This window comes from Mesorhizobium opportunistum WSM2075, from assembly GCF_000176035.2.
GTDB classification, from domain to species: domain Bacteria; phylum Pseudomonadota; class Alphaproteobacteria; order Rhizobiales; family Rhizobiaceae; genus Mesorhizobium; species Mesorhizobium opportunistum.
In genome coordinates this window covers 4,142,633-4,167,478 of the sequence record NC_015675.1, presented here as the reverse complement: position 1 = coordinate 4,167,478, position 24,846 = coordinate 4,142,633, and the positions used below count along the sequence as shown (strand labels likewise).

Below are 24,846 nucleotides of genomic sequence, written 5' to 3'. Positions count from 1 at the left end.
TAGAAATGGTTTACGAACGGTTCACCATGTTCATTAACTGGCTTGCGGGGCCGATTTGCAGCGCTTATCAACCGTCAGGCAGCGAAGGAGACAGAAAATGGCCGGGCTTTATCTCCAGGAGTTCGTCGTCGGCCACGTCTTCCAGCACACGCTGCGCAAGACCGTCACCGAAAGCGACAACATGCTGTTTTCGGTGATGACGCTGAACCCTCAGCCGCTGCATATCGACTTCGATTTCGCCGCCAAGAGCGAATGGGGCAAGCCGCTGGTCAACTCGCTGTTCACGCTCGGGCTCATGATCGGCATCTCGGTCAACGACATCACGGTCGGCACGACGGTCGCCAATCTCGGCATGAAGGAAACCGTGTTTCCGCACCCGGTGTTCCATGGCGACACCATCCGCGTCGAGACCACGGTCGTGTCGGTGCGGGAATCGAAATCGAAGCCCGATCGCGGCATCGTCGAGTTCGAGCACCGCGCCTATAACCAGCATGGTGACCTCGTCGCCAAATGCACGAGGCAAGCGATGATGCTGAAGAAGGCTGCCTGATGCGTTCGTTGCTGTTCGTCCCCGGCGATTCCGAACGGAAGCTGGAAAAGGGTTTTGGCGTCGGCGCCGATGTGGTCATCGTCGACCTCGAGGACTCCGTGGCGCCGCAGAACAAGGCAACGGCGCGCGCGATCGCGGCACGCTTCATCGCCGGGCACCGGAGCCAATCCAGTTCGGCGATCTACGTCAGGGTCAACGACCTCTCGAGCGGGCTGACGGATGACGATCTTGCCGCGCTCGTGCCGGCGAAGCCGGATGGCATCATGCTGCCCAAATCCAACAGTGGCCAGGACGTCCAGCAGCTATCGACGAAGCTCAGGGTTCGCGAGGCCGAAAACGGCCTGGCGGACGGGGCGATCAAAATCCTGCCGATCATCACCGAAACCCCGGCCGGTGTGCTCGCCGCCGCGACCTATGCCGGTGCTAGCGCGCGCCTAGTCGGCCTCACCTGGGGCGCGGAAGACCTGTCGGCGGCGATCGGCGCGCGATCGGCGCGCGACGAGAGTGGCCGCTACACCGATCTGTTCCGCCTTGCTCGCACCATGACCATTCTCGCCGCCAGTGCGGCCGAGGTCGCCGCGGTCGACACCGTGTTTCCGGATTTCCGCGACATGGCTGCTTTCGAAGCCGAATGCCGCGAGGCGGAGCGCGATGGTTTTACCGGCAAGATGGCGATCCACCCGGCACAGGTACCGGTCATCAACGCCGCCTTCACGCCTTCGGCAGAGGCGGTCGAACACTCCCTGGCGATAATCGACGCCTTCGCCGCCGCCGGAAATCCCGGCGTCGTCGGCATCGACGGCAAGATGTTCGACCGGCCGCACCTGCGGCTGGCCGAACGGCTTCTGGCACGCGCGCGGGCGGCGGGGATTTCCGCTTAAATCCGTTTCACAGTCTTCCTGGAGTTGCTCTCAGTCCCGCGCCAGCACGATGATCCGGTCCTCCGGCAGATACGTCAGCGCTTCCGACTTCAGCGGGTTGACGATGACGCCCCCCAGCGCCCGCTGGTCGGCATCTCCAGTGCGGATGCGCCGGTAGCCGATGGCGATCTCGCCGCGTAGCCGCGCCGATTCCGCGATCGTCCAGAAGGTCAGCGGCTGGTCGATTGCGACATAATCTGCGACCGGGCGCATGTAGATTTCGGAGCCCTTCTCATCGAGCAAATCATCGAAGATCGCGGCGAGGTGTTGGTTTTCGGATGCCTGCGCCAACATCAGGCTGACCAGCCGGTTGCTGACGACGAAGTCATCGGCCTTGGTCACCGCAGCGAGCTCCCGGTTGCGCACGTCGATCATCTCGCTGACGATGGAGATGTGCAGGCCGGCATCATCGGCGATCTTGCGCAGATGCAGCAGCGTCACCAGCGTGCGCGTGTCGGCCGGCTGCGCCGCCATGGTTTCGCTGTAACCGAGGACGAGCACGTGATCGTAGGAAGGCACGTCCAGGCTCGCCAGTGCTGCGCTGCTCGAGGTGTCGGTGATGCGGCACTCAACCGACAGATTGTCGCTGGCGACTGTCAGTCCGGCAATTTCCTGCTCGAGCCCGGGCGTATCGGCGGCGATGGTCAGGATCGAACCAGGCGCGACATAGCGCGACAGTTCATAGGTGATGATCGGACCCCGCCGGTTCCAGCCGAGGATCAGCATCCGCTCCGGCTTCGTCTTGATGGGCCGAGGACCGTGGATCGCCGCCGCGTCGATCTTGATCCCGGTGCCTCCCAGCTTTATCGCGGCATCGTCCTCGGCGATGATGATGGCGCGCATGTCCTGGCCGATCACCAGATCCGACGGCGGATTGAGATCGACGCGCCCCTGCGGGTCGCAAAGGCCGATCAGCGCACAGTGCTCATACGCCATCACCGCTTCGCCGAAGGTCTTGCCGGTAAGCTCCGGCTGCCCGGTCGTGTAGATTTCGCAGCCGTCGAAATCGAGCAACTCCGAATAGACGCCGCTGAGACCCGATTGCCGGCTTGAATGCACGACGATGCGCGAGATCAGCTGATCGGCCAGCACGAGTTGCACCTCGGTTCCGCCGACGACGCGGGCGACCTCGGCATTCTTGCCATCACGGATCTCGGCGGCGATGTTGTAGGGGTCGGCGCGGCGGTTCGGGTCGTTGACCAGCGCCAGCACTGTCTTGATGACCTGCGAATCCGGATCGTCGCCTTCCGGCGACAGCACGATGACCGACCGCGAGGTCTGCGGGTTGACGATGGCCAGGTCGTAGAGATCGGTCGGATCGCCGCTGCGGCAGATGATGCGCGTATTGCCCAGTTTGCCGACCTTGGCCGCGATTTCGTCCTCCATCGCGACCTTGTCCATATTGGCCATGACGACGATGCGTGGACGGCGCCGGCTGGCATTGGCAATGACCAGTTCGGAGATGACGTCGAAGATCGACGGCGACCAGTTGAGGATGATGGTGTGATCGGCCTCCAGCACGCGCGAACGGCCCTTGCGCAATTCATCGAGCTTGCCGTCGACGCCGGCGCTGAGCACGCCGATGAGGGCCGACACGACAAAGATGCCGGCCAGCGTGACGACCAGCATGACGAGACGGAAAGCCCAGCCGGTATCACCGCCCATCGTGCCGGAATCGAGCGTGCGCATCAGCGATTCCCAGAACGCTTCGAAAAAGTTCAGCGGCTCGCCGCCCTCCGGTGCGATGCGGGTCACCGCAAGCAAAGCCGCGGCGGCGATGATGATCAGCAGGGAAACGACCGCGAGCCAACCGATCAGCGCGATCGGGCCTGCGGCCATGCTCTTGTCGAACCCGTAGCGCAGCCGGGTTCCCAGCGTGTCTCGCTTCTTCATGTTGCCGGTGCCCCGCACTATCCCCAAGGTCGATGCGCCAACCCAACGCATCGCCGAAGCCGCTGTCTTAGCCTGTGTTCAAATGAAGGGGAATCGCTTTTCGCGCGCTCGCGACCAAGAAAGCCGCCGCGATGGCGGACCGGGCGAAGGGGGTAGGCATTTCCGCCTGAACGCTACCAGACCATAGGGATCAGGCGGTAGCGGACTTGCGTTGCATAGTCGTCATAGCCGCGCAGGCCGGTGCGAAGCGTTTTCTCTTCGATGAAGGTGCGGATGGCCAGGAGAACGATGAACACGAGCACCAACGCCAGCCCCCACCACGAGCCAAGCAGCAGAGCCGTGCCGGCGAAGAACAGGATGGCGCCGGCATACATCGGGTGGCGGACGTAACTGTAAGGCCCCGTGGTGATCACGCGCTGCCCGCGCTCGTCCTGGATTTTTACCACCGGCGCCGCGAAACTGTTCTCGAGCATCGTCAAATAGGAGATCCAGATTCCGATTATCAGGACCAGCGCGCCGACCACCTGTCCCCAGACCGGAACCGCCGACCAGCCGAAGCGGAAATCGAACCCCATGAAGATTTGCCAGCCGAAGATGCCGAGCAGAAGGATGGACAGCAGGATCTTGTCGGCCGCGGTCTGATTCTTCTGGATGGGAGCGCTTAGCCGCTCGTTCATCAGGCCGGGGTCGCGCCGGGCCAGCGCCAGGCCCAAGGTGAGACTGAGCCCCACCATCATCACCAGGTAGACCCAGGCGCCCGGCCAGGCCAGCGTCCCGGCCGACAGGAAGAGCAAGGCGCCCATGATGCCGAACCAGATGAATGTCTGAAGAATCAATTTCGTGATCATCATCAACCTTCCACGATATGCCCCCGCCGGCATTGGCTGGAATAGACCAGTGGTTTATCATACCGACCAGTGGTCTATAATTCAAGCGAGCGTCGGCCATTCCGTACTGGACGGGAAAGGCCATCGCATGCAGAAGGTTTCGCCATGCCCCGCGTCATCAAGCATCCAGAACTCAGGCGAGAAGAACTCCTGGACCATGCCCAGGCCCTGTTCCTGACGCGGGGTTACGACAGAGCGAGCCTCAACGACGTGATTGCGGCTGCCGGCGTCTCAAAAGGCGCCTTCTACCACTACTTCGCGTCCAAGGACGCTCTTCTGGTGGCGCTGGCCGAGCGTTTCGCAAGGCAGGCGATGGCCGGGGTCCAGGAGATACTCGACGATCCCAACCTCGACCCGCTTGGCCGCCTGAACAGCCTGCTCGCCCAGTCGCGGCGGGCCAAGATCGAAACCGCGCCGGAAGCCTGGGCTCTGTTCGAGACGCTGTTTCGGCCTGAAAACCTTGTGCTCTTCCACCGCATCAACCTGGCCGCCAGCGCGTCGTTTTCGCCCCTGCTGGTCAGGATCATCCGGCAAGGCGTCGAAGACGGCACTTTCAGGACCTTCGATCCGGAGGGGGTCGCCGACATCGTCATGCAGTTCGGCACGGCCACACATGACGTGGTGGCCAAGGCATTCGCCGGCGGCAGCGACGCCGACATGGATGTGGCGATCGAAACCCTGGAGAAACGCGTCAGGCTCTACGAGATAGCCCTGGACCGCATACTCGGCCTTCCCGACGGAAGCATTCGCATCGGGGAGCCCGGTTATGTGCGGGCCGTTATGACGGCGCGGCGAACGAATGCCGGCAAGGCGCGGTAACGAACAAGTTGGAAGGCCCTTATTCCTGGCCCCAGCGCGGCCGGCGCATCGAAAAGACTTCGTCGACGCTGGCATAGTCCATATAGCCGAGACGAGCGACATTGCCGGCCTTGGTGATGTCGAACAGGCCGTCCTTCAGAAAGGCATCGTCGATGTGCACGCCGACCACTTCGCCGGCGACGACGACAGCGCTCGTCGGCGATCCATCCAGCGCCCGCGGCCGAAAGACTTCCGTCACCCGGCATTCCAGCGCGGCGGGTGCTACTGCCACGCGCGGCGGCGCGACTAGACGGCAAGGCGCCATTGCAAGGTCGGCATAGACGAACTCGTTGACGCCGCGCGGCGCGTTGACGGAGGTGTAGTTCATCTTGTCCGCGAGATCGCGGCCGACGAGATTGGCAACGAACTCGCCGGTTTCCTGGGCAAAGGAGGCGCTGTCCTTCTCGCCCTCCGAGGAAAACCAGACGATGAACGGCCGCGTCGAAACCGCATTGAAGAAAGAGTATGGCGCGAGATTGATCTCGCCCGCTTTGTTCAGCGTCGATATCCAGCCGATCGGGCGCGGCGCCACGATCGCCTTGGAGGGATCGTGCGGCAGTCCGTGCCCCTTCGATGGCTCGTAGAACATTCAGCCCGCCCAAGGCCCTGAGTAATCGGCATAGAGCTTTGCGGGATCGGGCCGGGGCCGCTCCGGCGCCGGGCCGGCATAAGAGCCGATGTGGACGAAGCCGACGACACGCTCCTGCGGCGCCAGTCCGAGGATCGCCCTGCCCTCCGCGACATCGGAATACCAGTTGCTGATCATGTTGGTGCCATACCCCAGCGCATTGGCCGCAATCATCAGGTTCATCGCCGCCATGCCGCCCGACAGGAACATCTCCCATTGCGGGATTTTCGGATTCTCCTTCGGCGCCGATACCACGCCGATCACCAGCGGCGCCCGCGAGAATCGCGCCAGTTCCTGGTTGCGGCGGCCTTCGGGCAACGGTCCTTCCCGCTGCTCGGCAAGGTCGGCCAACTTCTTGCCGATCTCGATGCGGACATCGCCGCGATAGAGGATGAAGCGCCAGGGTTCGAGCCGGCCATGGTCGGGCACGCGCGTGGCGGCAGCGATCATCGTTGCGATATCGGCGTCACCAGGCGCTGGCTCCTTGAGCTCCGGAATCGGCGCTGAATTTCGGGTCAGCAGGAAGTCGATGATCGGCGACGCCATGGGCGCAAGTCTCCTGAACACTCTGTTTTGAGCTGAAGCGCACCATCGGGAAGTCGGGCGGCTCGGGCAAAGGCGCGCAAGCGCCGGACTGAAGAGTCGTGGATCGGACTCTTAAGCCTTGAAATTGCCACCGCCATGGGCTTCAACGCAAGGCATGTTTGAGGGGCGACTGCGTCTTTTCCTGGTCCGGCTCTGCGCCGCGCTGTTCCTGCTGCCGGTCACCATGGCTGCCGCACAGGAAAAGGACGGCGTCGGCGACCTGAAACTTCCCGGAATTTCGAGCTATGCGACGCCCAAGAGCGAAACCTCGCTGGCGCTTGGCGGCGGTGGCGCCATCACTCTGTCGGCCCAGTTGACCGACAAAGGCGCCGATATCACCCGTGGCCTGGTCTGGCGTGTCTTCAAGCCTGAGGCCGTCAACGGCAAATTGCCGATGGTCGCCTCCGCGCATGGCGGCAACGCCGTCTTCCAGCTCGAACCGGGCAGCTATCTGGTCCATGCGTCCTACGGCCGGGCCGGCGCCACCAAGCGCATCACGGTCGGCAAGGAAGCCAAGCGCGAAAGCCTGGTGCTCGACGCCGGCGGCTTGAAGCTCGACGCGGTGCTGTCCGGCGGCGTGCGCATTCCGCCGAAAAAGCTGCGCTTCTCGATCTACGAGGGCACGGCGGAGGCCAATGGCGACCGCGCGCTGATCATCCCCGACGTCGAGCCCAACAGCGTCGTGCGGCTCAACGCCGGCATCTACCATGTCGTATCGACCTACGGCGCGGTCAACGCGGTCATCCGCTCCGACATCCGCGTCGAGGCCGGCAAGCTGACCGAGGCCACCGTCGAGCACCATGCCGCCGAAATCACGATGAAGCTGGTGCGCGAATCGGGCGGCGAGGCAATCGCCGATACCTCGTGGTCGCTGCTCAACGAATCCGGCGATCCGATCAAGGAGACCGTCGGCGCCTTCGCCTCGATGGTGCTTGCCGAGGGCGACTACACCATCATCGCCAAGAACCGCGACCGCATCTACCAGAAGGACTTCACGGTCGTCGGCGGACAGAACCAGGAAATCGAGGTTCTTGCCACCGAGGCTGCAGCAATGGATCCTGAAGAAGGCGCGGACTAGCCTTAAGCAGCCAGCTTCGTTCGCGCCGGCAGGAACGGAATCCGGCGGCGCGGCTGTGTCGGCGCCAGATCGAACACACCGCGATAGAGACGCTCGAGCAGCAGCTTGCGATCGCGCAAAGGCTCCAACTCGCTCCAGCGCAGCACATCGCCAACGCGCACGTCGATCGCCTTGCCCGACAGCCGTGCGAACTCGCGGATCAGCAGCGACGTGCGCAGGGTCAGCGACGCCTTGCCGACGAATTTGGCCACACGGCCATCGCGCTCGGCCATGTTCATCGGGCCGCTGACCAGATGGAACAGCCTGCCGTTCTGCCCGGAAAAATGCATTGGAATGACCGATGCTTTCGCCTCCTGGACGAGACGGGCCGGAAACATCTTCCACGGCAGGTCGCGCGCCCGGCCAAACCCTTTTGGCGCTGTGGCGACGCCGCCGGCCGGAAACACCACGATGGTGACGCCTTCCCTGAGCAGCCGCACTGCCTCATGGCGCACGGCCATGTTGTTCTTCAGCGCGTCCTTGGTCTCGGAAAAGTCGATCGGCAGCGAATAAGGCTCCATCTCGCGGATCTTGAGCAAATCCTTGTGGATCATCACCCGGAAAGGCCGCCCCAACTGCTCGGCCAGCGAAAGCACCGCAATGCCGTCGCCGATGCCGAACGGATGGTTGGCGACGATCACGAGTGGTGTGTCGGGCAATTGCGCCGGCGGCCATTGATCGGCGGTCCGCACACCGACGTCGATCAGTTCCATCATGCGGCTGAACACCCGCTCGCCGCTTGGCACCACCTGGCGGCGCCAGAAATCATAGAGTGCCGCGAAACGATCACGGCCCGACAGGCCTTCGACCGAATGAATGAACCAGCGCGCCAGCGCCGGCTGGCGCGGGTTGGCGTAGGAAAGTTCGGGAAAGGGCCGTTCGCGCAATTTCAGCTTGAGCATGGGGCTCGTTACAGGGTCGCCGTGACAGGGATATGAAAATGGCGGTGGAGCACTCCACCGCCATGACCGGAAGGGCTGTTCAAATCAGGCAGCGCGCTTGCGGCGGCGATCGGGTGTGATCGCTTCCTCGGTCAGCTGTGCGATCGCCTCGGCAAGGCCAAGCGATTGCTGGTCGCGTGAGCCGAGCCGGCGGATATTGACCGTCTGTTCCTCCGCCTCGCGCTTGCCGCAGACGAGAATGACCGGGACCTTGGCCAGCGAATGTTCGCGGACCTTGTAGTTGATCTTCTCGTTGCGCAGGTCGGCTTCCGCCAGAAGTCCGGCCGCCTTCAGCTTTGCCACCACTTCGGTCGCATAGCCGTCCGCCTCCGACGTGATCGTCGCCACCACCACCTGCAGCGGTGCGAACCACAGCGGGAAATGGCCGGAGTAGTTCTCGATCAGGATGCCGAGAAAACGCTCCATCGAACCGCAGATGGCGCGGTGCACCATGACGGGCTGCTTCTTCTCCGAATCCGAGCCGATGTAGAAGGCGCCGAAACGCTCCGGCAGGTTGAAGTCGACCTGCGTGGTGCCGCACTGCCATTCGCGGCCGATGGCATCCTTGAGCACATATTCGAACTTCGGCCCGTAGAAGGCGCCCTCGCCCGGATTGATCGAGGTCTTGATGCGGTTGCCCGAGCGCGTCCTGATCGTCTCCAGAACGTTGCCCATGATCGCCTCGGCATGATCCCAAGCCTCATCCGTGCCGACGCGCTTGTCTGGCCGCGTCGACAGCTTCACGCTGACCTCTTCAAAACCGAAATCGGCGTAGGTCGACAGGATCAGGTCGTTGATGCGCAGGCATTCCGCCGCGAGTTGTTCCTCGGTGCAGAAGATGTGCGCATCGTCCTGCGTGAAGCCGCGCACGCGCATCAGCCCGTGCAGCGCACCTGACGGTTCGTAGCGATGCACATTGCCGAATTCCGCAAGTTTTACGGGCAGATCGCGGTATGACTTCAACCCATGCTTGAAAATCTGCACGTGGCCCGGGCAGTTCATCGGCTTCAGCGCGAAGACGCGGTCGTCGTCGGTGTCGTCGCCGGCGACCGTCACCTTGAACATCGCGTCGCGATACCAGCCCCAGTGGCCCGACGTCTCCCACAGGCTCTTGTCGAGCACCTGTGGTGCGTTGACCTCCTGGTAGCCCTGCTCGTCGAGGCGGCGGCGCATGTAGTTGACCAGGTTCTGGAACATCTTCCAGCCCTTGGCGTGCCAGAAGACGACGCCTGGCCCCTCTTCCTGGAAATGGAACAGGTCCATCTCACGGCCGAGCTTGCGGTGGTCGCGCTTCTCGGCTTCCTCCAGCATCGTCTGGTAGGCATCGAGCTGCGCCTGGTCGGCCCAGGCCGTGCCGTAGATGCGGGTCAGCATCGGGTTGTTCGAGTCGCCGCGCCAATAGGCACCGGCCACCTTCATCAGTTTGAAGGCGTTGCCGATCTGGCCGGTCGAGGCCATGTGCGGACCGCGGCATAGATCGAACCAGTCGCCCTGCGCGTAGATCTTGAGATCCTGGTCTTCGGGAATGGCGTCGATCAGCTCGAGCTTGTAGCGTTCGCCCTTGTCGGCAAACACTTTTTTCGCCTGCTCGCGCGACCAGACTTCCTTGGTGAACGGCTTGTTGCGCGCAATGATCTCGCGCATCTTCTTCTCGATCACCGGGAAATCGTCGGGGGTGAACGGCTCGTTGCGGGCGAAGTCGTAATAGAATCCGTTCTCGATCACCGGCCCGATCGTCACCTGCGTCCCCGGCCACAATTCCTGCACGGCTTCCGCCAGCACATGCGCGGTGTCGTGGCGGATGAGCTCAAGGGCGCGCGCATCGTCGCGGGTGATGATCTCGACCTTGCCGGACTTGCCGAGCGGGTCGGAGAGATCGCGCACGGTGCCGTCGATGGCGTAGGCGACGGCCTTCTTGGCCAGCGACTTCGAGATCGATTCGGCAAGGCCCGCACCGGTCATCGCCGCGTCGTAGTCGCGGACGGAGCCATCGGGAAATGTCAGGGAAACGGAATTCAGCATGTGTATCTCCTATCCAGTCCCGCAAACGAGCGCGGGTGGTCGTGGGTAAAGCCGGATGCGCCAAATCACATGGACAACCGGCAGCGGGCGGGTTTTAGAGGCAGTGCCGCGTCAGGTAAAGAGCGGCAATTGGCGCAACCGTCAGGAAACGTCGCTACAGATGTCGCAGAGCCTTGCGAAAAGGCACGACACCAACTGGAATCATCAGCATGGAAGACGCTACACCCAGCCGAACCGCCCTTGGCGTCGCACGCATAAGGGCCCTGCATCAGTTTTCACCGCAGGCGGGGCTGTTTCGCGATCCTTACGCGATCGCGATACTGGGTGAAGCGGCTCCCACGGCACAGGAGCTTGAGCAGGAAGACGAGCGCCGCCGGCGCATGCGCCTGTTCGTGAGCGCGCGCGCCCGGTTCGCCGAGGACTGGCTGGCGGCGGCGGTTCGTCGCGGCGTTCGGCAACTCGTCGTACTTGGCGCCGGCCTCGACACGTTTTCGCTGCGCAATCCGTATCCGGATCTCAGCGTGTTCGAAGTCGACCACCCGGCGACGCAGGCCTGGAAACGCAAATGCATTGCCAATGCTGGTCTTGCCGAACCATCCGCCACGACGTTCGTGCCGGTCGAGTTCGAGCGGCAGAGCCTGTCAGCGGAATTGGCCGCGGCCGGTTTGCAGTCGACCGAACCGAGCTTCTTCATCTGGCTGGGGGTCGTCCCCTACCTGACGAAGGAAGCGATCTTCAAGACGCTGTCCTGGATAGCCGGTATTCCCCGCTCGGAGGTGGTGTTCGACTACAGCGAACCGGTTGAGAACCGCGATGCGGCGGGCCAGGCTGCCCTGGCTTTCCACGCGGCACGCGTTGCCGCTGTCGGGGAGCCATGGATCAGCTTCTTCGTTCCCGGTGAGCTGGCACAATCTCTCCGCGGCCTCGGCTTCGACGAGACCGAGGATCTCGAGAGCAGCGATATCGCCGCTCGCCTTTCCAGAACTCCGATGGAAAGGACAGCCAACTCCGGCGGCCACATCATCCGTGCGCGCCGGAGCACCTGACCGATCTATTTCACCAGCAGCGGCAGATCCTTCAGGAACGCGGCCCGGGTCTTCAGTCCCTTGGGCATGTCGGTGCGGGTGGCATCGACGACCAGCCGCGCGAAGACAATCTGGCGGCCGTCCTTTTTCGCCCAGCCAACGAACCAGCCCAGCGAGCGCTTGTCCTTGTCCGCGTCACCGCCAAGCCTGGTGCTGCCGGTCTTGCCCTGCACGGTCCAGCCCCCGGCCTGGAACGTCGGGATGATGGCCGATGTCATGTCATATGCCTTGGCCGACACCGGCAGTTGGCGGGCAAGCAGCTTGCGCAGGAAATCGACCTGCTCGACCGGCGTGATCTTGAGCGAGGAGTTCACCCAGGAATGGGTCAAGCTATCGTCCTTGCCGGGATTGCCGGACACGTCGCTGTTGCCGTAACCGAGTTTCGAGACATAGCCGGCAAATTTCTCGTTGCCGAGCCGGCGGGTGATCTCCCGCGAGTACCAGATGATCGAGTCCCGCTCCCAGATCACCGGATCGACGGTCTTTTGATCCCGTTTCACCGCTTTGAATTCGGGCTTGTAGTCCCAGGCCGGCGTGTGCTCGCCGCTCAGGATCCCGGCATCGTAGCCGATCAGCGAGAGCGGCACCTTGAATGTCGAGGCCGGGCTGAACCGCTGATCGCAGATGCCATCCTGGTAAAGCGTCTTGCCGCTCGCCGCATCGGCGATCAGCGTGCACTGCACATCGCCAAGTGGCGCCGATTGCGCGCGCATCGGAAATCCCAGCAGCCAGGCAAGCAGGAAAAGGATGCCGGCGAAGATGAAGGGAAGACGGTCGAAATTGCGCATGTGCTGCTCGCTCCAGAAGGATGTTCGCGAGCGGCTTAGCGAGGTCTCTTGTCTCGATTTTGTCTCAAATGCGCAGTCTTTGTGCAGGCTTGCGTTAACCCTACCGGATCGTAAAAACGGCCGTATTAGCGCATCGGCACAATCACCCCTGCACTTCCCGGCGTTTCTTGCCGATCCGCCAATACCGCCAGGGCATGAACCAGACATAACGATCCGCCAGCACTTCCGGCACGAGGTCGACGCCATGCGTGCCGAATGGCCCACAGCGCAGCACCCGGAAAAATCCCATCCAGCCGCCGGCCCACAGGCCATGCCTGGCGATCGCCTCATGCGCGTATTCCGAACAGGTCGGCAGATGGCGGCAGGAGTTGCCGACAAAGCCGGACAGCGTCAGCTGGTAGAGGCGTACGATCGACGTGCCGAGGAGACGGCCAGGCGTCTTGCGCCACGGGCCGGACCAGTTGCGGCCGCGCCTCGGCGGTTCCGCTGGATGCACATGCCCGTGCCGGTCGCCCACTGCTGTCTCCGTATCGCGTTTCCACGCGATAGATGTGGGCATGTGCGGGAGAACGCAATCCCACCGCCTTGCTGTCACGAACGGAAACGGCGAAATGGCTGCCGGTCGGCCGCATGTGTCCACCGGTCAAGGCTGGCCGGCTCTTCACATCGCTTTGCGTGCTGCCTCTCCTCGCGCCACTGAAACGTTGCGATCCGCATGACATCGCCGAAGATGCTCAGGAACTGGATCATGACCCGTGTCTCCTTCGACACGGATTAGACCGCCGCTGGCCTTCGCCTTCAAACGAGTATAATTTCCACTTCGGATAACTTGAGATTATACGAATGAAGCGTGGACGACTTCCCCTGACGGCACTGAGGAGTTTCGAGGCTGCCGGCCGTCTTCTGAGCTTCAGCCGCGCGGCCGAAGAACTTTTCGTTTCGCAGGCGGCGATCAGCCGACAGATCCGCGAGCTCGAAACCTTCCTGCACCAGCCCCTGTTCGAACGCCATCACCGCCGCGTCGAACTGACGGATGCAGGCCGGCGGCTGCTTTCCCAATTGGTCAGGAGTTTCGACGACATCGACAAATTGCTTTCGGAATTGGTCGCGATTCCGGCGCAGTCCGTGGTTCGTGTCAGCGTCGAGCCGTCGCTGGCATCGGTTTGGCTGGTCCCCCGGCTCAACCGGTTTCGCCAGATGCGGCCCGATATCGACGTGTCCCTCGAAGTCGATCCCAGACTGATCGAATTCCGCAGCGGTCAGCCTGAACTCGCCCTTCGCTTCAGCGCCTACGCTTCCTCGTGGCCCCGCAGCCAGGCCGAGCGGCTTGCCTCGACGGTTGACTCCCCGGTCCTGTCGCCGGCTCTGCTTGCCTCAGGCCCTCCTCTTGAGAAGCCGATCGACCTTGCCAACTACACACTTTTGCATGAGGAAAATCGCCAGGGATGGACACGCTGGTTCGAGGCAGCCGGCGTGCCGCCCGATGCCATACCCGCGCGAGGCCCCATGCTGGCGGACGCATCGCTTTCAAAGCAGGCCGCCTTGCTTGGACATGGCGTAGCGCTCGGCGATCTCTTGCAGATCGGTGGAGAAGTCGCATCCGGCGCACTGATCAAGCCATTCGACATCGACGTCGCGTCAGGCGCCTATTGGCTGGTGGCCAGAAGTCTGCGTGATCTCTCGGAGCCGGCCTTGGCCTTCGCCGACTGGGTTAGAAGCGAATTCGCCGAAAGCAGGCGCGCTTCCAGCGAAACCTAAGCCGCTTCTTCGGCGCGCTTCTTCTCGATCTGGCCGATGGCGTCGACCACGGCGTCGAAGGTCAGCATGGTCGAGGCATGGCGTGCCTTGTAGTCGCGCACCGGTTCCAGATACTTCAGGTCGGCGAAGCGCCCGTCGGGCGGCTCGCCATTTTCCTTCAACATCTTCAGCATGGTCTCGCGCACCGCGCGCAATTCCCCGGCATTCGCGCCGACGACATGCTGCGCCATGATCGAGGACGAGGCCTGGCCGAGCGCGCACGCCTTCACGTCATGGGCGAAGTCGGTGACCACGCCGTCCTGCATCTTGAGGTCGACGGTGACGGTCGACCCACACAGCTTGGAATGGGCTTTTGCGGTCGCGTCGGGGTGATCGAGCCGGCCGATGCGCGCGATATTTCCGGCAAAACCGAGAATTTTCGCATTGTAGACATCGTTGATCATTATTTTCCAATCCATCGCCGCCAAGCGAACAGCGATTGCCGCTGCCGTGTCTTCCTTTCGCTCGCCATGACCTTATATAATGCTGGCAGATCGGTATCGACAAGGCTGCGCAAGCCAATGTCCTTGCCGGGAAGTTCACGCCGCTTACGGGGCTGGAAACGGGGCGAGTTTCCGACACCGAAAGGTCGTGGTCCGTTCAACTCGTTCCTCCTGTGAGAGGAACTACGGGAGACGCCTTTTTATGGATGCCGTCATCAAGAAACTCATGCCCCAGTCCGCCTACATGGAAAAGCCGGTCACCGACCGGCCGAGCGAAGCCGAAGTCGAGGCCGCCGTGCGCACATTGCTGCGCTGGACCGGCGACAATCCGGATCGCGAGGGACTGGTCGACACGCCCAAGCGCGTGGCCAAGGCCTATCGCGAAATGTTCGGCGGCTACGACATGTGCCCCGCGGAGGAACTCGGCCGCACCTTCGAGGAAGTCGCTGGCTATGATGATCTCGTCATCGTCAAGGATATCCAGTTCCATTCGCATTGCGAGCACCACATGGTGCCGATCATCGGCAAGGCGCATGTCGGCTATCTGCCGGACGGCAAGGTCGTCGGCCTGTCCAAGATCGCGCGCGTCGTCGATATCTTTGCCCATCGCCTGCAGACGCAGGAAGCCCTGACCGCGCAGATCGCCGGCGTCATCCAGGACGTGCTCAATCCTCGCGGCGTCGCCGTCATGATCGAGGCCGAGCACATGTGCATGGCCATGCGCGGCATCCGCAAGCAAGGCTCCACCACGCTGACCTCCACCTTCACCGGCGTCTTCAAGGACACGCCCGAGGAGCAGGTTCGTTTTGTCACCATGGTGCGCGGCGGCGGGATATAAGCCCCGTCACCGGCATCGCCCGACCATGATCCCGAAAAGTGGAAACCGGTTTTCGGGATAAGTCATGGTCGAACAGGAAAATACATCGGCGATGTCGGCACTGGAATTTCCAAAAGCTCCGTCAGACAAGAAGGCCTTGGAAGAAGGCGCGGTGTTTTCACCGCGCTTCGATGCCTCGGGCCTTGTGACCGTCGTCGTCACTGATGCCGCCGACGGTATGCTTTTGATGGTCGCGCACATGAACGCGCAAGCGCTGGCGCTGACGCTGGAAACAGGCATCGCGCACTACTGGTCGCGGTCGCGCAACGCACTTTGGAAAAAGGGCGAAACCTCGGGCAATCTCCAGCATGTCGTCGAGATGCTCACGGATTGTGACCAGGACGCCATATGGTTGCGCGTCAAAGTGTTGGGCCACGACGCAACCTGTCACACGGGCCGGCGTTCTTGCTTTTATCGGACGGTGGGGCTGGTCGATGGCAAGGGGACCCTTGCCGACGATGGCAGCAAGCCGCTGTTCGATGCGGAAGAGACGTATCGGAAGCCTCTGTGAACCATTCAATATTCACAAACCACCCATGTTCACTATTCTCAAACGTCCTTCCGCTACAAAGGACATGGGACAAGGGAGATCATGATGCTCGAGTGGGCGTCATTGCGTAACAGACCAGATGTCAGGGAGGCCAACGGCCTGTCCTCGCCCGGTGGCGCATCCGAAACCAAATCTCCCAGGAAAACAGGCATTTCGCTCGCCCTTGGCGGTGGTTGCGCCAGAGGCTGGGCCCATATCGGCGTGCTGCGCGCGCTCGATGAGGCCGGCATTGAAGTGTCGATGATCGCCGGCACCTCGATAGGCGCACTGGTCGGCGGCTGTTATCTCGCCGGCAAACTGGACGAGCTGGAAGAGTTCGCCCGCAGCCTTACGAGGCGGCGCATCTTCGGCCTGCTCGATCTCAATTTGCGCGGCAGCGGCCTGTTCGGCGGCATGAAACTCGATGCGCGCCTGCGCGAACATGTGGCGGGCGTTCGCTTCGAGGACCTGCCCAAGCCGTTCGTCGCCGTCACTTCCGAAATCCGCACTGGCCACGAAATCTGGCTGTCGAGCGGCTCACTGATCACAGCCATGCGCGCTTCCTATGCACTGCCTGGCGTGTTCGAGCCGGTGAATTGCAATGGCCGCGTGCTGGTCGATGGCGCGCTGGTCAATCCGGTCCCGGTGTCGGTCTGCCGAGCCTACGAGCAGCCGCTGGTCGTGGCGGTCAATCTTCACTACGACCTGTTCGGCCGTGCCGCAGTGATAAAACACAGCGCCGGCGAACTGGTTGTCGAAAAGGACGCGCCGCGGGTCGGTCAACCGGATCCGGAGCGCCAGTCGCATCAGACGCGGCTTGGCATCACCGGCGTCATGGTCGAGGCCTTCAACATCATCCAGGACCGCATTTCGCGCGCCAGGCTTGCCGGCGATCCGCCCGACATGTCGCTGCAGCCCAAGCTTAGCCATATCGGCCTGACCGAGTTCCACCGTGCCGACGAGGCGATCCAGCTCGGCTACCAGGCGACCATGGCGCAGATCGGCGAACTGGCCCGGCTTCAGACGGTTCTGGCTTAGAATACGTCAATCGCTTGAAGGCGCCGCTGCATCTCATGTCCAGGGAGATGCTTCGTCCGACCGGCTTTACGTCGATTCCATTTTGCCTCTACGAGACAAACCGATTGCAAAACGCAATGGTTATGCTCGTTTACAAGAGATGGAACGGAGGCACGCGGATGGCCAAGATCGTCTATTCCATGCTGACGTCCTTGGATGGCTACATAGCCGGACCGGACGGGGACATCGCTCTGCCCGTTCCCGAGGCAGAGCTGCACCAGCATTTCAACGACATGATGCGACGGGCCTCGGTCGTCCTAGCCGGACGACGCATGTACGAGATGATGCGCTTCTGGGACAGCCCTGACCGCGAGACCGGCGACACCGAGGTCGAGCGGGATTTTGCCTGCGCGTGGCGAGAGACGCCAAAAATCGTATTCTCGACCACGCTCCGAGAGGTCGGACCGAACGCCCGGCTGGTGAATGGCGATGCCGGGACCACCGTAAGGTCGCTCAAGGCCGAGACGGACGGCCTCGTCATCCTCGGCGGCGCCGATCTCGCCGCCTCCTTGTCACGTGCCGGTCTCGTCGACGAATTCAGGCTTTACATGCATCCCGTCGTGCTTGGCGCCGGCAAGCCATACTTCCAGCCCGGCCAATCGCTGACGCTGAGACCGCTTGGCACGGAAAGCCTGACCCAGGGCGTGACGCTGCTGCGTTATGCGCCGGCCAGCTGAATTCCGCGGCCTCCGGTGCTGTTACGCCCGCGCAGCGTCGATGATGCGGAACTGCACCGTGCGGTTGCCGTTCCAGTGATTGCCCGACAGCGAGCCGGCGACGTGCACCGTCTTGCCGCGGTTCTTGAACAGGAATTCGCCCAGCACCGTGTCGACCGCGCGAAAGGCGATCGCCTGGATGCGGCCGCCGCTGTCGGATTGTAATTCGCAGCGGATGTGGTTGGTGCCGACCGACCGGGCGTCGGCCAGCCGATGCCGCGGCAGCACGAAAACCGGCGCCACGTGGCCGGCGCCGAATGGCCCCGCCTTTTCCAGCGCATCGAGCAGGCCGAGCGTCGCGCCTTCGGCGGCAAGCGCGCCGTCGATCGCGAGGCTTTCCTCGTCCTGCAGCCGAAACACGTCGGCGGCCGCCCGTTCCTCGAAGAACGCCCTGAGCTCGCCGAGCCTGGCGCGCTCCACGGTGATGCCGGCCGCCATGCCATGGCCGCCGCCCTTGACGATCAGCCCGGCAGTGGCGGCTTCGCGCACAAGCCGGCCGAGGTCGAAGCCCGACACCGAACGGCCCGAACCGGTACCTATGCCCACGGCATTGAAGGCGATGGCGAAAGCCGGTCGGCGCGCGTGATCCTTCAGCCGCGAGGCGAGCAGGCCGACAATGCCGGGATGCCAGTTGTTGCTGGCGGTAACGACGATCGCCGGACCGCTGCCGCCGGCAAGCTCGGCATCGGCCTCGGCGCGGGCCGCCGCCAGCATCTCCTGCTCCATCAGCTGCCGCTCCTGGTTGAGCCGGTCGAGCGTCTCGGCGATGGTGCGGGCCTCGACCGGATCGTCGGTCGCAAGCAGCCGGCTGCCGAGTGCCGCATCGCCGATGCGTCCGCCGGCATTGATGCGGGGACCGATCAGATAGGCGAGATGAAAGGTGCTGATTGGTTCGCCGATGCGCGAAACCCGCGCCAGTGCCGCCAGCCCCTCATTCTTCTGCTGGCGCGCAACCTGCAGCCCCTTGACCACGAAGGCGCGGTTGACGCCGGTAAGCGGCACCACGTCGCACACGGTGGCAAGTGCCGCGAGATCGAGCAGCGAAAGCAGGTCCGGCGGCGGCGCGTCGGTCAGGCCGCGCAGGACCCTTGCAGTCTGCACCAGGGCAAGGAAGACGACACCGGCGGCGCAGAGATGGCCCTGCCCGGAAAGGTCATCGTCGCGGTTGGGATTGACGACGGCAATCGCCGCCGGCAAGGCGCCGCCAACCTGATGGTGATCCAGCACCACCACATCGGCGCCAGCCGCGTTGGCCGCATCGACGGAAACGGCACTGTTGGTGCCGCAATCGACGGTGACGATCAGCGTCGCGCCACGCGAGACGAGTTCGCGCATGGCATCGGGATTAGGGCCATAGCCCTCGAAGATGCGATCCGGAATGTAGATTTCCGACGGCACCGAGAAATGCGTCAGGAACCGCTTCAGCAAGGCGGACGAGGCGGCGCCGTCGACATCGTAGTCGCCGAAGATCGCCACCTTTTCCTTGGCCATCACCGCCGCCGCGATGCGGGCCGCTGCCCTGTCCATGTCGGTCAGCGATGCCGGATCCGGCAACAGGTCGCGGATCGTCGGGTCGAGAAACCGCTCGGTCTCATCGGCGGTAACGCCGCGTCCGGCCAGCACGCGCGCGACGATGTCGGGCACCCCATGGCCTTGCGCAATCGCGAGCGCGATCATGTCCTGCCGTTCGGTCAGCCGATGCTCCCAGGCGAGACCGGTGGCCGACTGCCTGACATCGAGGAAGAGGCGCCTTTCGCCCATCATGCGCTTTGCCGACTCATAGTTCGGTGCAGGATAGGCCGAAGGCGGGCAAAACCAAGCTTCACGGCGGCAGACGTCGCGGGACAATTCAAGAAAAACTACGCTTTCCGCTTTTCAGCCTGGCGCCGGATCCATTCGTCGGCTGCGTCCCCCATCGTCTTTTCCCGACCGTCCTTGAGCCAGGCCATGAAAGGCCGATCGAACCTGAACGCATCGCCGCATTCGCGGGTGAGAAAGCGGCGCACATTCTGGGTGTTGATAGGATTTCGTAATGAGAGTGGCACGCGAAATCGGATCCGCGTGCCAGTCGAACGCCTTCATCGTCAAATCCTTGCGGCCAGCTTCAGACTCGCCCCTGAATGGCTAGCAACTGTGACGTGGCTTCGCAAGCTGGTCTAGAACTTATCCAGATCCTGGTGCCGGGCCTTGATCTCGCGCACGGTTCGCGACGACGAGCGCAGCACGATCGTATGGGTGGTGATGGTGGTGCGGCCGAACTTGACCCCCGCCAGCATGTTGCCGTCGGTGACGCCGGTGGCCGCGAACAGCACATCGCCGCGCGCCATGTCTTGAGCCCGATAGACGCGCTTCGGATCGGAAATGCCCATCTTCGCCGCGCGTGCGATCTTTTCGGGCGTGTCGAGGATCAGCCGGCCCTGCATCTGGCCGCCGGTGCAACGCAGCGCCGCCGCAGCCAGAACACCTTCCGGCGCACCCCCGATGCCGAGATAGATATCGATGCCGGTTTCTTCCGCGTCGGTGGTGTGGATGACGCCGGCGACGTCGCCGTCGCCAATCAGCCGGATCGCGGCTCCGGTGGCGCGCACGGCGTCGATCAGCCTGGCATGGCGCGGCCGGTCGAGGATGCAGGCCGTGATGTCGGAGACAGCGACGCCCTTGGCTCTGGCGAGGCTGGCGATGTTGTCGGCCGGCGAGGCATCGATGTCGATGACGCCTTCGGCATAACCCGGACCGATGGCGATCTTGTCCATATAGACGTCGGGCGCGAACAAAAGGCTGCCCTTCTCGGCGATCGCGATGACGGCGAGCGCGTTCGGCAGGTTCTTGGCGCAGATCGTCGTGCCCTCGAGCGGATCGAGCGCGATGTCGACCGCCGGACCTTTGCCGGTGCCGACCTCCTCGCCGATGTAAAGCATCGGCGCCTCGTCCCGCTCGCCCTCGCCGATCACCACCGTGCCCTTGATCGCAAGCCGGTTCAGTTCCTGGCGCATGGCGTCCACGGCAACCTGGTCGGCCGCCTTCTCGTCGCCACGGCCGCGCAGCCTGGCGGCCGCGACGGCGGCCCGTTCGGTGACGCGCACCAGTTCCATGGTGAGTATCCGGTCAAGGCCGGCGACGATGTTCTGGGCCACGTTCATTTCGGCAAATCCTCGTTGATAGGCCGCCTCCCGCCGGAGGCACGCCTGTTTTGTCAAACGAGCATGACAACGGCAAGACCAGCCGGGCGATTTTATCGAAAATACAGCAATATCAATCGATTAAACAGAATTTTTGAAACAGATGCCGGCCCTGCCGACGGGGACCAAGCCGGCATGAAACGGGAAAATCCCTGCCCTTCGCAGCCTAGAAAACCGCGAGATATTTGAGCAGCGAAACGATGCCTATGATGATGACGATGATCTGGACGATCTGTCTCATCCTGGCGTCGAGCGGCAGGCGTTGCACCAAATAGAGGACGAGAATGATGACGAGGAACGTGATCAGGATGCCGATCAGCGCGGACGAAGCCATGGTACCCTCCTTGAAATGATTTCCTGAAGCAGGGAAACGAGCCGGCAACGCCGGCTGAGTACCGGCACCGTCAATACCAGCGGCGCGACGTATCGTTCATCGATTGGCCGACGGCCAGGCCGGCGAGAAAGCCGAGCAGGCCGATGACGCCAACCACGGCGGTCGTCGTGCCGGGATTTTCGCGCGCAACTTCCGAAACCGCCTGGGCCTGGCTTCGCAACTGCTGTGCCGTCCGCGATGCGCGGGATGCCGCCGTCTCGTAGAAATCGGAAGCCTGCTCGCTGGCATCGTCGAGCATTTCGGCACCGCGCGCCGAGATGCTCTTGTTGATCTTGGTGATCTCCTTGCGCAGTTCGGCGATCTGCTTTTCCAGCGTCTTCTGGACATCGTCGATTTGAGGGCTATCGGATTTCGATGCTTCGGCCATTGCGGTTCCTTCGGTTTGGGGACCTCAGGAGAACGACGCCGGCAAGGATTGGTTCCGGCAATCCCGCCCCCGGCACCGACCCGAACCAAACCAAGGCGCGATGGCGCGGCGCTATCCAGCCCGCTCGATGCGGATGACCTGCGGCTTGTCGGTCAGGTGGCCGTCCTTGGTGATGCCGTCGACGGCTTTGCGCACGGCCGCCTCTGTCGTCTCGTGGGTGACGAGGATCACCGTCTTCTGTGCCACCGCCTCGCCGCCGATCGCCTGCTGGACGATCGATTCCAGCGAAATGTCGTTGTCGGCCATGCGCTTGGCGATCGCGGCGAACACGCCGATGCGATCGTGCACGGTCAGCCGGATGAAGTAGCCGCCGGCATGGCTGCGCATCTGCGCCTTCTTGTAGGGCCTCAACTCCTTCGCCGGCCGGCCGAAGACGGGCCCATGCTGGAAGCCCGGCCGGCTCTTGGCGATGTCGGCGATGTCGCCGATGACGGCCGAGGCGGTGGCGTTGCCGCCGGCGCCGGGGCCTGAAAGCAGCAGCTCGCCGAGGATGTCGGTCTCGATCGCCACCGCATTGGTGACGCCATGCACCTGCGCGATGACCGAAGCGGTCGGCACCATGGTCGGATGCACGCGCTGCTCGATGCCGCTTTCGGTGCGCTGGGCGACGCCGAGCAGCTTGATCCGGTAGCCGAGATCGCCGGCCGCGCGGATGTCGGCCTGGGTGATGTTGGAAATGCCTTCCATGTAGATGTCGTTGGCAGCGATCTTCGTGCCGAAGGCAAGGCTGGTCAGGATCGACAGCTTGTGTGCGGTGTCGTGGCCCTCGATGTCGAAGGTCGGGTCGGCCTCGGCATAGCCCAGCCGCTGCGCATCCTTCAGGCAGGCGTCGAACGAGATGCCCTCGGCCTCCATGCGGGTCAGGATATAGTTGCAGGTGCCGTTGAGGATGCCGAACACGCGGGTGACCGAATTGCCGGCCATCGCTTCGCGCATCGTCTTGATGACGGGAATGCCGCCGGCCACCGCTGCCTCGTAGTTGAGCAGCACGCCCTTCTTCTCGGCGATCTCGGCAAGTGCCACACCATGCTTGGCGAGCAGCGCCTTGTTGGCGGTGACGACATGGCGACCCGCTTCGAGCGCCGCCTTCACCGACGACCGCGCCGGACCTTCGTCGCCGCCGATCAGTTCGACGAACACGTCGATGTCGGCCGTCTGCGCCATCATGACCGGATCGTCGAACCATTTTGCCGAACCGAGATCGACGCCGCGGTCGCGTTTCTGGTCGCGCGCCGAAACCGCCGACACAATGATGTCGCGCCCGCATTGCCGGGTCAGTTCCGCCGCCTTGTCGCGCAGCACGCGCGCCACGGACGCGCCGACCGTGCCAAGTCCGGCAATTCCAACACGCAATGCTTCAGCCATGGAAGGCGACGTCCCTCAAATCAGATCGGAATTGTATTTACCGGTGGGCGGAAAGCGGCACCACATTGTTGGGCTGCTTGGCGCTGGTCGATAGGAAGCGCTTGATGTTGCGCGCCGCCTGCCGGATCCGGTGCTCGTTCTCGACCAGCGCGACACGCACGAAATCGTCGCCATGTTCGCCAAAGCCGACACCGGGCGCCACCGCCACGTCGGCGTGCTCGATCAGCAGCTTGGAGAATTCGAGCGAGCCGAGATGGCGGAACGGCTCCGGGATCGGCGCCCAGGCGAACATCGAGGCGGCCGGGGCCGGAATGGTCCAGCCGGCGCGCCCGAAGGCATCGACCATCACGTCGCGGCGCTTGTGGTAGATGTCGCGGACTTCGGCGATATCGGCGCCGTCGCCGTTGAGCGCGTGCGCCGCCGCCACCTGGATCGGCGTGAAGGCGCCGTAGTCGAGATAGGATTTCACCCGCGTCAGCGCCGAGATCAGCCGCTCGTTGCCGACGGCAAAGCCCATGCGCCAGCCGGGCATGGAGAAGGTCTTCGACATCGAGGTGAACTCGACGCAGATATCGATGGCACCGGGGACCTGCAGCACCGAAGGCGGCGGGTTGCCGTCGAAATAAATCTCCGAATAGGCAAGGTCGGACAGGATGATGATGTCGTTCTTCTTGGCGAAGGCTACCACGTCCTTGTAGAAATCGAGCGAAGCGACCAGCGCCGTTGGGTTCGACGGATAATTGAGGATCAGCGCCAGCGGCTTCGGGATCGAGTGCCGGACACCGCGTTCCAGCGCCGGGATGAAGCCGTCATCGGGCTCGACCTGCAGCGAGCGGATGACGCCGCCCGACATGATGAAGCCGAAGGCGTGGATCGGATAGGTCGGATTGGGACACAGGATCACGTCGCCGGGCGCGGTGATCGCCTGCGCCATGTTGGCGAAGCCTTCCTTCGAGCCGAGCGTGGCCACCACTTGCGTGTCGGGGTTGAGCTTCACGCCGAAGCGGCGTTGATAGTAGGCGGCCTGGGCGCGGCGCAGCCCCGGAATGCCGCGCGAGGAGGAATAACGATGCGTGCGCGGATCGCGCACCACCTCGCACAATTTGTCGACGATGGCCTTTGGCGTCGGCAGGTCCGGATTGCCCATGCCGAGGTCGATGATGTCGGCGCCGCGCGAACGGGCGCTGGCCTTGAGCCGGTTGACCTGCTCGAAGACATAGGGCGGAAGCCGGCGGACCTTGTGAAATTCTTCCATGGCAGTTCCAGACATCGAAGGGCCCCGGACATCCGAGGCGTTGGGCGCGCGCTATATACTCATTTGCAGGTAGGGTCGAGGGCGGGATCGCATTTGCCCTCGATCTGCTTCAATGTCTGGGGACCGTGTTTCTTCGCCAGGTCCGACAGCGCCGCCTGATTGGAGACGTTGGCAGCGCCGCCTTTGGCGCCCTGCGCATTCTCATCGGCCTTCAGTTCGGCAAGCTTGGCGTTCCTCTCCGCTTCCGTGAACTGTTGGGCCGCCACTTGCGGTTTGATGTTCAGGTTCGGAAAGGAGCCTGTGTCCTTTGGGCCCGCATCCGTCGCCAGCGGCACCGGTCCGCTGGTATTGGTGCTCGAACACCCGGCAATGCCCAGCAGCACGATCGCCGCGCCGATGCGGCAAAAGCGTCCGGCGTCAAAAAAAACAGTCTCGCCAATCTTAATCGTCATATTGTTTCCTTGGCAGCCGGGGTAGAGCGAGATTGGACCCTGCCGGATGTCCCATGTTAAT

At 63.2% G+C, this 24,846-nt stretch carries 28 protein-coding genes; 10 read left to right on the top strand and 18 right to left on the bottom strand.

Going from position 1 to position 24,846, the window contains the following annotated elements:
• Nucleotides 1–55: 55 nt before the first annotated feature.
• Nucleotides 56–550 (top strand): MaoC family dehydratase, encoded by a 495-nt coding sequence (locus MESOP_RS20095; protein WP_483414070.1) that lies wholly within the window; start codon nt 56–58, stop codon nt 548–550.
• Nucleotides 550–1,431, top strand: coding sequence for an HpcH/HpaI aldolase/citrate lyase family protein (locus MESOP_RS20090; RefSeq protein WP_013895172.1), 882 nt, complete (start codon nt 550–552; stop codon nt 1,429–1,431). Before MESOP_RS20095 ends, MESOP_RS20090 begins: the two co-directional genes overlap by 1 nt.
• Before the next feature lie 30 nt (nt 1,432–1,461).
• Here the strand turns inward: MESOP_RS20090 and MESOP_RS20085 are convergent, their stop codons facing one another.
• Nucleotides 1,462–3,363, bottom strand: a complete 1,902-nt coding sequence (locus tag MESOP_RS20085; RefSeq protein WP_041164203.1) for a CASTOR/POLLUX-related putative ion channel — start codon at nt 3,361–3,363, stop codon at nt 1,462–1,464.
• Between the two features lie 173 nt (nt 3,364–3,536).
• The gene (locus tag MESOP_RS20080) at nt 3,537–4,211 is read right to left on the bottom strand and encodes a methyltransferase family protein (protein WP_041164853.1); all 675 of its coding nucleotides are present in this window, start codon (nt 4,209–4,211) and stop codon (nt 3,537–3,539) included.
• A 144-nt stretch (nt 4,212–4,355) separates the two neighbouring features.
• Between MESOP_RS20080 and MESOP_RS20075 the strand changes: the two genes are divergently transcribed.
• Nucleotides 4,356–5,069: a TetR/AcrR family transcriptional regulator gene (locus MESOP_RS20075; protein ID WP_013895169.1), complete on the top strand. Its 714-nt coding sequence runs from the start codon at nt 4,356–4,358 to the stop codon at nt 5,067–5,069.
• A gap of 19 nt (nt 5,070–5,088) precedes the next feature.
• On the opposite strand, the gene MESOP_RS20070 is transcribed toward MESOP_RS20075, so the two are convergent.
• Together MESOP_RS20070 and MESOP_RS20065 are read right to left on the bottom strand one after the other, a co-directional pair.
• Nucleotides 5,089–5,697: a flavin reductase family protein gene (locus MESOP_RS20070; RefSeq protein WP_013895168.1), complete on the bottom strand. Its 609-nt coding sequence runs from the start codon at nt 5,695–5,697 to the stop codon at nt 5,089–5,091.
• Entirely contained in the window at nt 5,698–6,282 is a 585-nt protein-coding gene (locus MESOP_RS20065; RefSeq protein ID WP_013895167.1) for a nitroreductase family protein, read from the bottom strand.
• A gap of 154 nt (nt 6,283–6,436) precedes the next feature.
• On the opposite strand from MESOP_RS20065, the gene MESOP_RS20060 reads away from it, so the two are divergent.
• Nucleotides 6,437–7,399, top strand: coding sequence for a hypothetical protein (locus MESOP_RS20060; protein WP_013895166.1), 963 nt, complete (start codon nt 6,437–6,439; stop codon nt 7,397–7,399).
• A 2-nt stretch (nt 7,400–7,401) separates the two neighbouring features.
• Here the strand turns inward: MESOP_RS20060 and MESOP_RS20055 are convergent, their stop codons facing one another.
• Both MESOP_RS20055 and thrS read right to left on the bottom strand, forming a co-directional pair.
• Complete coding sequence (locus MESOP_RS20055; protein WP_013895165.1) at nt 7,402–8,340, bottom strand: lysophospholipid acyltransferase family protein; 939 nt, start codon at nt 8,338–8,340, stop codon at nt 7,402–7,404.
• Between the two features lie 84 nt (nt 8,341–8,424).
• Nucleotides 8,425–10,401, bottom strand: a complete 1,977-nt coding sequence (thrS, locus tag MESOP_RS20050; RefSeq protein ID WP_013895164.1) for a threonine--tRNA ligase — start codon at nt 10,399–10,401, stop codon at nt 8,425–8,427.
• A gap of 173 nt (nt 10,402–10,574) precedes the next feature.
• Here thrS and MESOP_RS20045 point away from each other — a divergent pair, with 173 nt between their 5' ends.
• A complete protein-coding gene (locus tag MESOP_RS20045) occupies nt 10,575–11,447 on the top strand; it encodes an SAM-dependent methyltransferase (RefSeq protein WP_245264913.1) in 873 nt (290 codons plus the stop codon).
• Between the two features lie 5 nt (nt 11,448–11,452).
• Here MESOP_RS20045 and blaOXA read toward each other — a convergent pair whose 3' ends face one another.
• From blaOXA to MESOP_RS35745, 3 genes are all read right to left on the bottom strand, one after another.
• A complete protein-coding gene (gene blaOXA / locus MESOP_RS20040) occupies nt 11,453–12,274 on the bottom strand; it encodes a class D beta-lactamase (RefSeq protein ID WP_013895162.1) in 822 nt (273 codons plus the stop codon).
• Between the two features lie 142 nt (nt 12,275–12,416).
• On the bottom strand, nt 12,417–12,791 hold the full coding sequence (gene yidD / locus MESOP_RS20035) for a membrane protein insertion efficiency factor YidD (RefSeq protein ID WP_013895161.1): 375 nt from the start codon (nt 12,789–12,791) through the stop codon (nt 12,417–12,419).
• A 74-nt stretch (nt 12,792–12,865) separates the two neighbouring features.
• Entirely contained in the window at nt 12,866–13,024 is a 159-nt protein-coding gene (locus tag MESOP_RS35745) for a hypothetical protein (RefSeq protein WP_013895160.1), read from the bottom strand.
• A gap of 93 nt (nt 13,025–13,117) precedes the next feature.
• On the opposite strand from MESOP_RS35745, the gene MESOP_RS20030 reads away from it, so the two are divergent.
• Nucleotides 13,118–14,032 carry a LysR substrate-binding domain-containing protein gene (locus tag MESOP_RS20030; RefSeq protein ID WP_013895159.1) on the top strand — a complete coding sequence of 305 codons (915 nt, stop codon included), beginning with the start codon at nt 13,118–13,120 and terminating at the stop codon, nt 14,030–14,032.
• On the opposite strand, the gene MESOP_RS20025 is transcribed toward MESOP_RS20030, so the two are convergent.
• A complete protein-coding gene (locus MESOP_RS20025) occupies nt 14,029–14,475 on the bottom strand; it encodes an iron-sulfur cluster assembly scaffold protein (RefSeq protein WP_013895158.1) in 447 nt (148 codons plus the stop codon). The two genes, MESOP_RS20030 and MESOP_RS20025, sit on opposite strands and share 4 nt — an antisense overlap.
• Nucleotides 14,476–14,716: 241 nt before the next feature.
• Here MESOP_RS20025 and folE point away from each other — a divergent pair, with 241 nt between their 5' ends.
• The 4 genes from folE (at nt 14,717) to MESOP_RS20005 (ending at nt 17,674) form a co-directional block, all read left to right on the top strand.
• Nucleotides 14,717–15,352 (top strand): GTP cyclohydrolase I FolE, encoded by a 636-nt coding sequence (folE, locus tag MESOP_RS20020; RefSeq protein ID WP_013895157.1) that lies wholly within the window; start codon nt 14,717–14,719, stop codon nt 15,350–15,352.
• Nucleotides 15,353–15,443: 91 nt separating this feature from the next.
• Nucleotides 15,444–15,902, top strand: coding sequence for a phosphoribosyl-AMP cyclohydrolase (hisI, locus tag MESOP_RS20015; RefSeq protein ID WP_041164852.1), 459 nt, complete (start codon nt 15,444–15,446; stop codon nt 15,900–15,902).
• A gap of 81 nt (nt 15,903–15,983) precedes the next feature.
• Nucleotides 15,984–16,958, top strand: coding sequence for a patatin family protein (locus tag MESOP_RS20010; protein ID WP_174324779.1), 975 nt, complete (start codon nt 15,984–15,986; stop codon nt 16,956–16,958).
• A 158-nt stretch (nt 16,959–17,116) separates the two neighbouring features.
• A complete protein-coding gene (locus tag MESOP_RS20005) occupies nt 17,117–17,674 on the top strand; it encodes a dihydrofolate reductase family protein (protein ID WP_013895154.1) in 558 nt (185 codons plus the stop codon).
• Nucleotides 17,675–17,695: 21 nt separating this feature from the next.
• Here MESOP_RS20005 and recJ read toward each other — a convergent pair whose 3' ends face one another.
• From recJ to MESOP_RS19970, 8 genes are all read right to left on the bottom strand, one after another.
• Nucleotides 17,696–19,477 carry a single-stranded-DNA-specific exonuclease RecJ gene (gene recJ / locus MESOP_RS20000; RefSeq protein ID WP_013895153.1) on the bottom strand — a complete coding sequence of 594 codons (1,782 nt, stop codon included), beginning with the start codon at nt 19,475–19,477 and terminating at the stop codon, nt 17,696–17,698.
• 95 nt (nt 19,478–19,572) lie between these two features.
• Nucleotides 19,573–19,719, bottom strand: a complete 147-nt coding sequence (locus MESOP_RS36235; protein WP_245264911.1) for a DUF6434 domain-containing protein — start codon at nt 19,717–19,719, stop codon at nt 19,573–19,575.
• A gap of 150 nt (nt 19,720–19,869) precedes the next feature.
• Nucleotides 19,870–20,853: a class II fructose-bisphosphatase gene (glpX, locus tag MESOP_RS19990; RefSeq protein WP_013895152.1), complete on the bottom strand. Its 984-nt coding sequence runs from the start codon at nt 20,851–20,853 to the stop codon at nt 19,870–19,872.
• A 205-nt stretch (nt 20,854–21,058) separates the two neighbouring features.
• Entirely contained in the window at nt 21,059–21,226 is a 168-nt protein-coding gene (locus MESOP_RS33855; RefSeq protein ID WP_013895151.1) for a Thivi_2564 family membrane protein, read from the bottom strand.
• Between the two features lie 70 nt (nt 21,227–21,296).
• A complete protein-coding gene (locus MESOP_RS19985; RefSeq protein ID WP_013895150.1) occupies nt 21,297–21,653 on the bottom strand; it encodes a hypothetical protein in 357 nt (118 codons plus the stop codon).
• Nucleotides 21,654–21,764: 111 nt separating this feature from the next.
• Nucleotides 21,765–23,078, bottom strand: coding sequence for a homoserine dehydrogenase (locus tag MESOP_RS19980; protein ID WP_013895149.1), 1,314 nt, complete (start codon nt 23,076–23,078; stop codon nt 21,765–21,767).
• Nucleotides 23,079–23,115: 37 nt separating this feature from the next.
• Nucleotides 23,116–24,333 carry an LL-diaminopimelate aminotransferase gene (locus MESOP_RS19975; RefSeq protein WP_013895148.1) on the bottom strand — a complete coding sequence of 406 codons (1,218 nt, stop codon included), beginning with the start codon at nt 24,331–24,333 and terminating at the stop codon, nt 23,116–23,118.
• A 59-nt stretch (nt 24,334–24,392) separates the two neighbouring features.
• Nucleotides 24,393–24,785 (bottom strand): hypothetical protein, encoded by a 393-nt coding sequence (locus MESOP_RS19970; RefSeq protein ID WP_013895147.1) that lies wholly within the window; start codon nt 24,783–24,785, stop codon nt 24,393–24,395.
• Between the last annotated feature and the right edge of the window lie 61 nt (nt 24,786–24,846).

Bases quoted from the DNA above. Each gene is read 5' to 3' on its own strand.
- MESOP_RS20085 (WP_041164203.1), bottom strand. From the start codon at position 3,363: ATGAAGAAGCGAGACACGCTGGGAACCCGGCTGCGCTACGGGTTCGAC.
- MESOP_RS20005 (WP_013895154.1), top strand. From the start codon at position 17,117: ATGGCCAAGATCGTCTATTCCATGCTGACGTCCTTGGATGGCTACATA.
- glpX (WP_013895152.1), bottom strand. From the start codon at position 20,853: ATGAACGTGGCCCAGAACATCGTCGCCGGCCTTGACCGGATACTCACC.
- MESOP_RS20060 (WP_013895166.1), top strand. From the start codon at position 6,437: ATGTTTGAGGGGCGACTGCGTCTTTTCCTGGTCCGGCTCTGCGCCGCG.
- recJ (WP_013895153.1), bottom strand. From the start codon at position 19,477: ATGATGGGCGAAAGGCGCCTCTTCCTCGATGTCAGGCAGTCGGCCACC.
- MESOP_RS20055 (WP_013895165.1), bottom strand. From the start codon at position 8,340: ATGCTCAAGCTGAAATTGCGCGAACGGCCCTTTCCCGAACTTTCCTAC.
- MESOP_RS19975 (WP_013895148.1), bottom strand. From the start codon at position 24,333: ATGGAAGAATTTCACAAGGTCCGCCGGCTTCCGCCCTATGTCTTCGAG.
- MESOP_RS19985 (WP_013895150.1), bottom strand. From the start codon at position 21,653: ATGGCCGAAGCATCGAAATCCGATAGCCCTCAAATCGACGATGTCCAG.
- MESOP_RS35745 (WP_013895160.1), bottom strand. From the start codon at position 13,024: ATGATCCAGTTCCTGAGCATCTTCGGCGATGTCATGCGGATCGCAACG.
- thrS (WP_013895164.1), bottom strand. From the start codon at position 10,401: ATGCTGAATTCCGTTTCCCTGACATTTCCCGATGGCTCCGTCCGCGAC.
- MESOP_RS20070 (WP_013895168.1), bottom strand. From the start codon at position 5,697: ATGTTCTACGAGCCATCGAAGGGGCACGGACTGCCGCACGATCCCTCC.
- MESOP_RS19980 (WP_013895149.1), bottom strand. From the start codon at position 23,078: ATGGCTGAAGCATTGCGTGTTGGAATTGCCGGACTTGGCACGGTCGGC.
- folE (WP_013895157.1), top strand. From the start codon at position 14,717: ATGGATGCCGTCATCAAGAAACTCATGCCCCAGTCCGCCTACATGGAA.
- MESOP_RS20090 (WP_013895172.1), top strand. From the start codon at position 550: ATGCGTTCGTTGCTGTTCGTCCCCGGCGATTCCGAACGGAAGCTGGAA.
- blaOXA (WP_013895162.1), bottom strand. From the start codon at position 12,274: ATGCGCAATTTCGACCGTCTTCCCTTCATCTTCGCCGGCATCCTTTTC.
- MESOP_RS20010 (WP_174324779.1), top strand. From the start codon at position 15,984: ATGATGCTCGAGTGGGCGTCATTGCGTAACAGACCAGATGTCAGGGAG.
- hisI (WP_041164852.1), top strand. From the start codon at position 15,444: ATGTCGGCACTGGAATTTCCAAAAGCTCCGTCAGACAAGAAGGCCTTG.
- MESOP_RS20075 (WP_013895169.1), top strand. From the start codon at position 4,356: ATGCCCCGCGTCATCAAGCATCCAGAACTCAGGCGAGAAGAACTCCTG.
- MESOP_RS20025 (WP_013895158.1), bottom strand. From the start codon at position 14,475: ATGATCAACGATGTCTACAATGCGAAAATTCTCGGTTTTGCCGGAAAT.
- MESOP_RS20080 (WP_041164853.1), bottom strand. From the start codon at position 4,211: ATGATCACGAAATTGATTCTTCAGACATTCATCTGGTTCGGCATCATG.
- MESOP_RS20065 (WP_013895167.1), bottom strand. From the start codon at position 6,282: ATGGCGTCGCCGATCATCGACTTCCTGCTGACCCGAAATTCAGCGCCG.
- MESOP_RS19970 (WP_013895147.1), bottom strand. From the start codon at position 24,785: ATGACGATTAAGATTGGCGAGACTGTTTTTTTTGACGCCGGACGCTTT.
- MESOP_RS20030 (WP_013895159.1), top strand. From the start codon at position 13,118: ATGAAGCGTGGACGACTTCCCCTGACGGCACTGAGGAGTTTCGAGGCT.
- MESOP_RS33855 (WP_013895151.1), bottom strand. From the start codon at position 21,226: ATGGCTTCGTCCGCGCTGATCGGCATCCTGATCACGTTCCTCGTCATC.